10 protein-coding genes are annotated in these 10,627 nt (G+C 59.4%); 1 reads left to right on the forward strand and 9 read right to left on the reverse strand.

What is annotated here, in order from left to right:
• Window positions 1–61: 61 nt before the first annotated feature.
• The 8 genes from IAE39_RS27720 to IAE39_RS27755 form a co-directional block, all read right to left on the reverse strand.
• Window positions 62–1,537, reverse strand: a complete 1,476-nt coding sequence (locus IAE39_RS27720) for an aldehyde dehydrogenase family protein (RefSeq protein ID WP_201207664.1) — start codon at window positions 1,535–1,537, stop codon at window positions 62–64.
• A 49-nt stretch (window positions 1,538–1,586) separates the two neighbouring features.
• Window positions 1,587–2,423, reverse strand: coding sequence for an ABC transporter permease (locus IAE39_RS27725; RefSeq protein WP_201207665.1), 837 nt, complete (start codon window positions 2,421–2,423; stop codon window positions 1,587–1,589).
• Entirely contained in the window at window positions 2,423–3,262 is an 840-nt protein-coding gene (locus tag IAE39_RS27730) for an ABC transporter permease (RefSeq protein ID WP_201207666.1), read from the reverse strand. Before IAE39_RS27730 ends, IAE39_RS27725 begins: the two co-directional genes overlap by 1 nt.
• A gap of 38 nt (window positions 3,263–3,300) precedes the next feature.
• On the reverse strand, window positions 3,301–4,389 hold the full coding sequence (locus IAE39_RS27735; protein ID WP_236548856.1) for a quaternary amine ABC transporter ATP-binding protein: 1,089 nt from the start codon (window positions 4,387–4,389) through the stop codon (window positions 3,301–3,303).
• 68 nt (window positions 4,390–4,457) lie between these two features.
• The gene (locus tag IAE39_RS27740; protein ID WP_201207667.1) at window positions 4,458–5,306 is read right to left on the reverse strand and encodes a glycine betaine ABC transporter substrate-binding protein; all 849 of its coding nucleotides are present in this window, start codon (window positions 5,304–5,306) and stop codon (window positions 4,458–4,460) included.
• A 54-nt stretch (window positions 5,307–5,360) separates the two neighbouring features.
• Window positions 5,361–6,236 carry a dihydrodipicolinate synthase family protein gene (locus tag IAE39_RS27745; RefSeq protein WP_201207668.1) on the reverse strand — a complete coding sequence of 292 codons (876 nt, stop codon included), beginning with the start codon at window positions 6,234–6,236 and terminating at the stop codon, window positions 5,361–5,363.
• Between the two features lie 17 nt (window positions 6,237–6,253).
• Window positions 6,254–7,591 carry an NAD(P)/FAD-dependent oxidoreductase gene (locus IAE39_RS27750; RefSeq protein WP_201207669.1) on the reverse strand — a complete coding sequence of 446 codons (1,338 nt, stop codon included), beginning with the start codon at window positions 7,589–7,591 and terminating at the stop codon, window positions 6,254–6,256.
• Between the two features lie 301 nt (window positions 7,592–7,892).
• The gene (locus IAE39_RS27755) at window positions 7,893–8,501 is read right to left on the reverse strand and encodes a helix-turn-helix domain-containing protein (RefSeq protein WP_201207670.1); all 609 of its coding nucleotides are present in this window, start codon (window positions 8,499–8,501) and stop codon (window positions 7,893–7,895) included.
• A 422-nt stretch (window positions 8,502–8,923) separates the two neighbouring features.
• Between IAE39_RS27755 and IAE39_RS27760 the strand changes: the two genes are divergently transcribed.
• On the forward strand, window positions 8,924–9,532 hold the full coding sequence (locus IAE39_RS27760; RefSeq protein ID WP_201207671.1) for a helix-turn-helix domain-containing protein: 609 nt from the start codon (window positions 8,924–8,926) through the stop codon (window positions 9,530–9,532).
• A gap of 200 nt (window positions 9,533–9,732) precedes the next feature.
• On the opposite strand, the gene IAE39_RS27765 is transcribed toward IAE39_RS27760, so the two are convergent.
• On the reverse strand, window positions 9,733–10,500 hold the full coding sequence (locus tag IAE39_RS27765; RefSeq protein ID WP_201207672.1) for a hypothetical protein: 768 nt from the start codon (window positions 10,498–10,500) through the stop codon (window positions 9,733–9,735).
• Window positions 10,501–10,627 lie beyond the last annotated feature (127 nt).

Here is a 10,627-nt window from a genome sequence, read left to right on the forward strand (position 1 = left end):
CGCATTCGCGGGTGAACCCGCTCCCACAAGGTCTGCAACACGCTTGCGGGCGCAGCACCCCTTACTTGATGTACCAACCCCAAGGCGAGTTGCTGGTGTACGCCGTGATCTGCTTGGTTTCCAGGTAGTTTTCCAGGCCCCACTTGCCCAGTTCGCGGCCGATGCCGGACTGCTTGTAGCCACCCCATGGCGCTTCGGTGAAGGTCGGTTGCGAGCAGTTGATCCAGACGATGCCGGCGCGCAACGCCTGGGCCACGCGCTCCGAGCGCTCGGCATCCTTGGTCATCACCGCGGCGGCCAGGCCGTAGCGGCTGTCATTGGCCAGCGCCACGGCGTCCCCTTCGGATGCGAAACGGCGTACGCACACCACCGGGCCGAAGATTTCTTCCTTCCAGGCGTGGCTGTCCAGCGGCACATCGGTGAGGATGGTGGGCTGGAAGTAGTAACCCTTGCCCAGGGCGGCAGGGCGAGCACCGCCAGTGACCACCCGGGCGCCGTCTTCCTGGGCATGCACCACCGCTGCATTGACCTGGTCGTATTGTTGCCGGGAAACCAGCGGGCCAAGCAGCACGCCCTCCTCCAGGCCGTCGCCGATGGTGATCTTGCGGGCCTCCTCGGTCAGGCGCGCGAGCAGCTTGTCGTACACGCCCTCCTGCACCAGCACCCGAGAGGTGGCCGAGCAGACCTGGCCTTGGTTCCAGAAGATGCCGAACATGATCCACTCGACCGCGTTCTCGATATCGGCATCGTCGAACACCAGCAGCGGCGACTTGCCGCCCAGCTCCAGGCTCACCCGTTTGATGTCCTTGGCCGCCTCGGCCATGATGTGCGAACCGATCTTGCCGGAGCCGGTGAAGGCCAGCTTGTCGACTTGCGGATGCGTGACCAGCGCCTGCCCGGCCTCGCCCCCCAGGCCAGTCACGATGTTCAGCACACCGGCAGGCAGCTCGGCCTGCTGCGCAATCGCTGCCAGTTCCAGAGCGGTGAGCGAGGTGTTCTCGGCCGGTTTGAGCACGATGGTGCAGCCAGCGGCCAACGCCGGGGCAACCTTCCAGGCGGCCATCAGCAGTGGGTAGTTCCACGGGATGATCCCGCCCACCACACCCACGGCTTCTTTCACCACCTTGGTGCGGAAACGGTCGTCGGAAATCGCCAGGTCGGCGCTGCTGTCGCTGTCCAGCTGCTCAGCCAGGCCTGCGTAGTAATCGAAGCAACCCGCCGCATCGCCAATGTCCCAACGCGCTTCGGGCAGCGGCTTGCCGTTGTCCAGCACTTCAAGCCTGGCCAGTTCTTCGGAACGCCCACGGATCAGCTCGGCGATACGCCGCAGGTACACCGCACGCTGTGCGCCGGTGGTCTGCGGCCAGCCATCTTTGTCGAAGGCCCGGCGTGCCGCACTGACTGCCACGTCGATGTCTTCAGCGGTGCCTTTGGGGAGGGCATGAATGACCTGCTCATTGGCCGGGTTGATGACGTCCAGGGTGCCCTTGCGGATCGGATCGGCCCATTGACCATCGATGTACAGTTGGGTGCGCATGCTTTCTCCAAATATCTTGTTGTTGAACGATTGCTGATGCGGGTGTTGCTCAATGTTTGAGGAAACGGGCTGGCACCGTGCCGCGGCATAGCCGGTCGATGATCAGCGCCAGAATCACGATGGCCAGACTGGCGCGCACGCCAAGGCCAAACTCCATGCGGCTGAGGCCACGGGTCACTTCAGACCCCAGCCCACCAGCGCCAACCAGGCCTGCCAACACCACCATCCCTAGCGACAGCAGGACGCACTGGTTGACCCCGACCAACAGGGTTGGCAGTGCCGACGGCAGCTCGATTTTCCAGAAGATCTCACGCGGCCGAGCACCGATCGCAGCCCCCAGCTCCAGCCGGTTGGCGGGTATCTGGTTCATGGCCAGAATGGTCAGTCGGATCATCGGTGGGATGCCGAAGATGATGGTTGCCAACAGTGCGGGTACCGCGCCGAGCCCGAACAGCACTACGGCAGGCACCAGGTACACCCATGGCGGCATGGTCTGCATCACGTCGAGAACCGGCCGTGCGGCGGCCTTCATGCGCTCGCTTCTGGACAGCAGTACGCCCAGCACGATGCCGATCGACAGCGAGAAAGCCACCGCCACGACAATCAGCGCTATGGTGTGCACCGCCGGTGCCCACATGCCCAGCGCCAGGCAGCCTGCCAGCCCGACCAGCGTCATCAGGCCGACACGCCAGCCGGCCACCAGCGCGCAAAGCACTGCCAGGCTGCCGATGACGACAGGCGCAGAGGCGAGGCTGAGCAGCGCCACGATGCCCCCGATGAGCACATCGAAGAACTGCGCCACCGCCATGAAGCCATGGTGAAAGTTACTGTTCAGGTAAGACAGGAACGGCGCCACGGTAGAGCCTGGCGATACAGTGATATCCATCACACGGCTCCTTTTTCGGTGGTGCACATGGCCTGCGAAATGCGGTCAAGCACAATGGTCAGGATCACGATGGCGATCCCGGCGTTTACCGCCAAGTCGATCTTCAGGGTGCGCACCGCCTCGTAGATGGTTTGCCCCAGGCCACCGGACCCGGCGATACCGGCGATTACCACCATGCCAAAACTGAGCATCAGGCTCTGGTTGATGCCAGCCAGAATCGACGGGATGGCAAACGGCAGGCGAATCTTCAAGACCTGCGAGGCCGTTTTCATGCCCACCGCCGAACCCAGCTCGCAATACTGCACCGGGGTCATGAGCACGCCGTGGGCGGTGAGGCGCAGCGCCGGTGGAATGGCCACCAGGCACGTGGCCCAGATCGCCGTGGCAGGGCCATAGCCCAGCAAGGCGATGCCCGGCAGCAGGAAGATGTAGGGCGGCATCGTCTGGATGAAGTCCAGCACCAGTTCGGCGCCGTGCTTCCACCTGGCCGACAGCCCCACCACCACCCCCGCCGGAATGGCGATGAGCAAGGCCAACAGCGTTGAACTGAACACCAGGGTCAGGGTTGCCATGGTTTCGGTCCACAAGCCCATCGCCTGGCACAGCCATAAACCGGCGACGGCAGTGGCCCCGAACAACAGCCCCACAACCCGCCAGCCGATCAGCGCCACCACCAGCACGACCGCCCACCACGGTGCGAACATCAGCAGCGTGTTGACCGCCCCATAGGCGCTGTCCATGGCCGTGCTCATGGCATTGAAGAACCCGGCACCTTCGTCGATCAACCACGCCAGCGATGTGTCGATGGTCGAATCAAATGTATCGATTATTGCAGTCATGAACTTCTCCTCCCATAACCCGATGCAGTTGCCATGAGTTATGCCAGGTCAAGCCCGCGCACCGCCCTGAGCAGGGTTTCGCGGCAGACCGTTCCGACGATTCGACCATGCTCCTTGATGGCGACCACTTCTTCGCGCTTGCCCACGGCAATGTCGATCAAGGTTTCGAGGTCGGCATCGATGTTGACGCTGACCAGCGCGTCCAGCGAGCGACCGCCAAACTGGGAAAGGTCGTGCTTGTCGATGCGCTTGAGCATCGAGTACGCCTTGAGCAGCTTGAGCCGCGAGATGCCCTCCATGAAGCTGGCCACGTAGTCGTCCGCCGGGTTGAGCACCACCTCCTCGGGCGTGCCGACCTGGATCATCCGCCCCTCTTTCATGATCGCAATGCGGTCACCGATGCGGATCGCCTCATCGATGTCGTGGGTAATGAAAATGGTGGTTTTGCGCAGGTCGGTGGAGAGTTTCTTGAATTCGATCTGCAACTGTTTGCGAATCAGGGGGTCGAGCGCACTGAACGGCTCGTCCATCAACAGCACGTCAGGGTCGGCGGCCAGCGCCCGGGCAATACCCACCCGTTGCTGCATGCCGCCAGAAAGCTCCTGGGGGTAGCGATTGGCCCAGTTGCCCAGGCCCACTTTGTCCAGCGCATCCTGGCCCTTGCGAAAGGCCTCCTGCTTGTTCGTGCCCTGCACTTCCAGCGGCAACACGACGTTTTGCAGCACCGTGCGATAAGGCAGCAGCGCCACGTTCTGGAACACCATGCCGATCTTGCGCGAACGCAGGTCGCGCAGCTCGGCGGGGGTCATCTTGCAGATATCCCGACCATGGATGAGCACTTCACCGCAGGTAGGATCGATCAGCCGGTTGAAGTGACGGATCAGCGTCGACTTGCCGCTGCCTGACAAACCGATGATGCAGAAGGTTTCACCTTCGCTCACCGAGAACGTCGCATCCGCCACTGCCACCACCGAACCGTGCTTGTCGAGCAGCGCATCCTTGCCTTCGGTGAACCGTTTTGCAGCATCGACTGCTGCAGGGCTTTGGTTGCCAAAAATCTTCCATACACCACGGCATTCCACAATCGGGGATGCCGCCACATGAGTGGGTCGAGTAATCATGTTCATAGGCCTATCCGGAAGTTGATTATTCTTGTTACCGGCCTGGTGCCGGGCAGGCACCAGGCCGGGTTCCGTCACTTGCTCGACATCTGCGCCCACTTTCCGGCGAGGGGCTGATTGTCTTTCCACCAGTTATCCACGGCCTGTTCCATCGTGGCACCGCCCTTGACCGCACCGGTCATGCGGGTGATGTCATCAATCGGCACATAGATGCTGGCTACCGCTTCGCGTAAGCCCGGGTTGGCCGCCGAGAAGCCTTTCTTGGCAATCCAGTAGTACGTCTGCGGCGGGGCGAAGACATGCTTGGGATCTTCCAGGAACTTCACGTTGTAGCGCTCAGCCATCCACGACGGTTTCCACAAGGCCACGGCAATCGGTTGCTTGCGCTCCAGCGCCGACTGCAGCTGGGCAGCCATGGCAGCGGTACTGCCATCGACCACGTTGTACTGCAGGCCGTATGCCGTCACTGCATCACCCACTTCGCGCATCAGGCCAGACCCCGGCTCGATACCGATCACTTTGCCGCCGGTCTGCTCCTTGACCGTGTTCAACTCCTCAACCGAGGTGATGTTCATGTAGTCCGGTACCGCAATCCCTTGAAGCAAGCCATGGGACACGACCGACACCTTCTCCAGCCGCTGCTTGTTCTTCGTCCAATAGTCGTAAGCGACGTAATTGATCATCGAAACCAGCAGGTCGACATCACCGCGGGCCAACGCGCTGTACGCAATGCCCGTTTCGGAGAAGTTCACCACTTCAACCTTGTAATTCTCTTGCTCAAGAAAATGCTTGCTGATGAGGGAGATGGCCTGGACATCTTCATAGACCATCGCCCCGATCTTTATGACCTTTTCATCGGCATTCGCGAGGCTTGAGAAAACGATAAAAGCAAGGACTGCAAACAATCTGTAGAAAACACGCATGGCCATCTCCGGATTCTGCAAGGTACCGCTTTATTGTTTTTCCAGCCTGCAGCCTCAGCCGTTCAGCAGCGGTTGCAAGGCGGCTTTGAGTACAGTGGCTTCCTGCTCGGTAATCGCGCGCTGCGGTTTACGCAGGATGCCGGTACCGAAACCACGCAGGTGGGCGGCGTAGAGCACGGACGGGATGTAGTTGGTAGTCTGGATCAGCAGCAGCGATGGCAGCATCTTGTTCCACAGCGCCAGCGCCTCTTCGTACTGTTTTTCCTGAACGAAATTGAACAGTTGCACGGTTTCGCGCGGCATGTAGTTCGCGGCGCCCCAGATGGCGCCCTTGGTGCCGGCCAGGAAGGCATACAGGGCGATGGTGTCGCAACCGTTCAGCACGCCGCCGCCGCTCTGGATGTACTGCTGGTGGATGGTGAAGTCACCACCGCTGTCTTTGATGTAGTTGAAGTTCTTCAACCCCTGCAGGCGGGACAGCAACTCTGGCGATACCGAAATCTGGGTCGATTGCGGGATGTTGTAGCCGACGATGTCGATGCTCACTGCCGCATCGATCTCGCGGTAGAACTCGAACAGGCCGTCGTCGTCGGTCGGGCCTTCGAAGTACGGTGGCAGGATCATCAGCGCATCGGCGCCGGCCTTTTCTGCATGGCGAGAACGGCGGATGACTTCATCGACGTTGAGCGCGGAGGTCTGGCAAATGACATTGACGCGGCCATTGATGCGTTTGATGCCGATCTCGTACAGCTTGTTGCATTCTGCTTCGGTGAGGTAAGGGTGCTGACCGCTGCCGGCGCCCAGTACCAGGCCGTGAACGCCCGCTTCGATGTACTGCTCGATCAGCTTCTCGTAGGCGTTGTAGTCGACTTCGCCACTTTCGTTGAAGGTGGTTTGCATCGCGAGGTTGATACCAATCAGATTTGCCATTGCCACTTCTCCTGTTTTTAGATTTCTTGACCAGCTTCTTTGAATCGACGCCCGGTGACGTACTTCACACCCAGCGAGGTAATGATTTCCGGGTAGGCCCTTGACGGGGCTTTGCGCCGCTTGAGAATTTCAATCGTGGTGGAGTTGAGGCCCGACGCCAGCTCCGCCAGTGCCTTGCCAAAGCCGGTGCCGCGGGACACACCAGTGCCGTTGCAGATGCCGGTGCCGTATACGTTCTCCCCCAGTTCGCCCCAGATCATTCCGCCGTTCTGCGACAGGGTCAGCAGGCCGCCCCAGCTGGAAACAAAGCCCATCGAGGCCAGTTCCGGGTAACGGCGTTCGAACGACACTTGCTGGTGAACACTGGCCTGGGCCACATCCTCGACCGTGGTCTTGTACTTTTTCGCGTACGAATAAACGTTGCGGAAGAACAGGCGGTTGTCGTTGGTGCGCCTGACGGTGGTGCCAAAACTGTTGGCCGGGATCAGGCCGAACGGGCCCTCGCCACACTTGGCCAGTTCCTTGTCGGTGAGCACGCGGGTCATGCTGGCAAAGGTGTACACCGGGATTGCACTGTTCTTGTAGAAGCCGAAGTTGTTCAAATAGCCCGAGGCACAGATGATCACCTTCTTGGCGTGAATCACTCCGTTCTGGGTTTCAAACACATGGTGGGGCTTGCCGAACTGGGCCGAACGCACGATGGTGTTTTCATGCACCTTCACGTTCTTGGGCAACATGCGCGCGGCGTTCTTCAGGTATTTGGCAGGCTGGATCAGCACGGTGCCTGGGTGGTGCAGCGCCTTGATGTAATGCCGGCTGCCGGTCAGTTCGCGCATGCCATCGGCTTCGACCCAACTGTACTTCTGCCCCATCAGATCCAGTGCTTTGGAAAACTGCACCAGGTCATCCACACCTGCTGCGGTTGCAGCACTGTGATACTTGCCCTGGGGGTCCCAATCGCAATCAACGCCCGCCTCGACCGCGCTCTTGAGGTAATTAGTGCCCTCCAGGTTCACATGCAACTCTTCCTGGTTGCCCTTTAGGTCTTCGACAAAATCACGCTTGCGCGGGTTATGGGCCAGGTCGATGGCAAAGCCCATGCAACGGCCCGAGGCGTTATTGCCGATGCGCCCTGCATCAACCAGCAATACCTGGGCCTGCGGATTGAGCTCGGCGTAACGGCGAGCGGCATGCAGGCCCATCCAGCCGGCACCGATTACCAGGCACTCGCAGGTAACGTTGCCGTAAAGCGGGTTCAGTGGAAGGTCGGGGCCGGAGGCCAGGTACCAACCGGAATCGGTCGGTTCGACTTGCGGCGGCGTAACATCGATACGCTTGTTAGATAAGGAAGCCAACTTTGAATCTCCTGAAATAAGAAAACCGTCGTTTGGACATCTCGTGAACAAGCCTTGGCGCTTGTTCCATCAGCAGGCAATTTATAGAGGCCCGTCCCGTCAGGGCCCTTGTTGTTTGCACTTACCCACCAGCGCTTTATTTCAGGGCAGAACGTCAAGCGCCGTTATTGTTCTTGTTTTCAGCTTTTGATTAATTAGCCTGGCGAATTCCAGGGTGCACGCACCCGACATTCCTTATAAGGAACGTGATCAGGCTTTGCTTTTTCGACCTCCGGATCGTGTTATCGAAGTACGACGGTTTTCAATACGTGGGCGGCGCGATCACCCAGACGACAATAACTTCGGTATCGCCGGTATTCACCCAACGGTACGACTCGCGCACAATTCTGACACTGTCACCCGCCTTGAGGCTGAACTTATCGTCAGCGATCCAGATATCGAACTGTCCCTGGATGACATAGAGTTCTTCCTCGGTGTCCCGCGCCGTTGCTGCAGGCCGCGTGGCACCCACCGCGAAGGTGCTGAGAAACATTTCAAACATGCCACCGATATCGGGAGACAGCAGCTCTTCTGTAATACCGTCCAGAAAAGCACCCAGACGCCGGCGGCTGTTTGCTCGAACCACGCGCCCTACTTCCGATTGCGGCTTGCTGTCGGCAGTGAAGAACCACCCCAGTGGCACACCCAGCGCAGCGGCCAGTTTTTTTAAATCAGTGATCGAAATTTCGGTGTTGCCGCGTTCCAACTGGCTTAGAAAGCTCGGAGAGCGACCGGTAGCCAAGGCCAGCTCAGCCAGGGTTTTCCCTCGCGCCTTGCGCAGCTTGCGAATCTCCCTGCCCCATGCAAGGGGGTCCTCGGGAAACTCGAAGCCACCGCCTACCTCAGCTGCGCCTGCAATTTCACCGGTCATTTGAACCTCGCCAGATCTGCAAGCCAGTCTCAAAAAAAAATGGCTTAAAAATTTTCTAAGGTGATTATGCACCTTCAAATAATTTTTGCACGTAATTTTTTTGCGTTTTTTCGAGGTTTTTTATGCTGTGTAAAAAACACCTATATCTCACTGTTTATTAAGCATTTTTTAGTACTCAGGCGGCTTGCGGGCGGGCGGGAGACAGGCCATTCAGGCCATACGAGTGATAAAAAATCGCGTTCCACTCTGCTTATTGGCGAAATTTTCAGCGGTAATTTTTTTCTGAAGCGAAAAAAAATCACTGCTCCGGCTCACAGGTCGGTCCGGGGCTAAAAATAAATCGATGGTGAATTTTTTGACCAAGGATTATGGTGACCCATTTTATGGGTTGCGGTTATCGTCAGCTCGCTAGGAGACACAGCATGCCAATCGATAAAACCGACTCGACCCAACGCGACTTTGAAGCTGACGTCGACAGCGACCGGATTGCCCTGGGTGAGGAAATTCGCAAACTGCGCAAGGCCCGGGCCAAAACACTCGCCGAAATTGCGGCCGCCACGGGGCGCTCGATCAGTTTTATCAGCCAGCTTGAGCGAGGCCGTGCAGAGATCCCCATTTCTGACCTGAAGCGTATTGCGTTTTCCCTCGGGGTACCGATGGACTGGTTCTTCCCGTCCAAGGAACAGCCATCAGATGAGGTAGGTCGTGTAGTCCGGGCCGGGTCACGGCGGCGCCTTGGCCCAGCCACCGGAGGCCTCACGGAGGAATCGCTATCGCCTGATGTTGGCGGCGAATTCGAGATGTTCCTGGCCACGATCAAACCAGGCACGACCTTCGAGGCACCCACTACGCGCGGCACTGTAGAGGAAGGTTTCGTCGTCAGTGGGCAGTTGAGCATCTGGATGGGCGATCACCAATTCGATGTCAAAGCCGGGGACAGCTTCAGGGTCAACGATGAGCCCTACCGCTGGGAAAACCCGGGTGAGAGCGAGACGGTGCTGGTCTGGGTCATTGCGCCCCCGACGTTCTGACTTGTAGGCTCTGTACGAAAAGCCTTGATACTTGTTCATGCTGCGTTGAAAACAGCCTCGGAATGCTCATGTACTCCAGTACACTCCGCTTCCTCGGCTGTTTTCGCCTTGCCTGACCTGCGTCTCAAGACTTTTCATACAGAGCCTAGTGCGATCCCTCTGCCACGCTGGCAGCGGGATCTACGCCACCCAGGGATGGATCACAGGCGCTTGAGCACCTGCCCAAGCTCGGCAAAGCGATACGACTCTGTCATCAGCCCATCGACCTTGAGCGCCGCTCGCTGCTGCAGAGCCTGCTCGCGCATGGCCTCGGTAATGTCGGCATTAAGCTCCAGCTGGCGCGGCATGAAGTCGGCATCGGTCTCTTTGACCGGCACCGCCGTCTCCACTAGCTGGGCAATGCTCTGTTCGGAAAGCGCTGTCGGGTTGATGACCCGCTGCACATCACGCTCGCTACGCCGGTTGTTGCTTCTGATGCTGAAGTCGGGCGCAGCCACGCGCCCGGTCGGGCTGTACATCACGGCGGTGGCCAACCGGTCCAGCGCGCAATCCTCTTCTTTGCGCCGGTGGACGATCTCGCGCACAGGGCGTTCGGGCAGTGCCAGCCGGGTGATGCCGAAGTCGTTCAACACACCGAGGATCGCCTGCGGGTCGCTGGACACCTGCACTTCACGCCGTGGTGGCCAGAAGTCGAAATTGCCATGCCCACCCCACCAGCCACCGACGTGAATGGCGAACATCTCCGGGTAGACCTTGCGTTCGGTTCTGCGTACTGGCTTGGCATCGTAGAAGCACATGCAGGCCAGTTGAATAAGGTGGGTGGCGCCGAGGGCGGCCAAGGGTTCGTAGATCAACACGCCCAGGCGATCATGGGCGTTCCACTGTGCAAATACATCCTGGGCGGTGCCCGCGCGTCCGGCCAGCTCGACTTCGTAGAAATCGGTACTCAACGCATCGATGACATGCATGGTGCTTCCTCTTGAATGAATGTTCGCTTGGGGCCACCGCATCCGCACGCACGGTGTGGGAGCAGCTGTCTCGCTGATCCCTCGTGGCCAGCACTGGCCCTTGTAGGAGCGGCCTTGTGTCGCGATG

It is taken from the genome of Pseudomonas sp. S37, from assembly GCF_016658545.1.
Taxonomy (GTDB): Bacteria; Pseudomonadota; Gammaproteobacteria; order Pseudomonadales; family Pseudomonadaceae; genus Aquipseudomonas.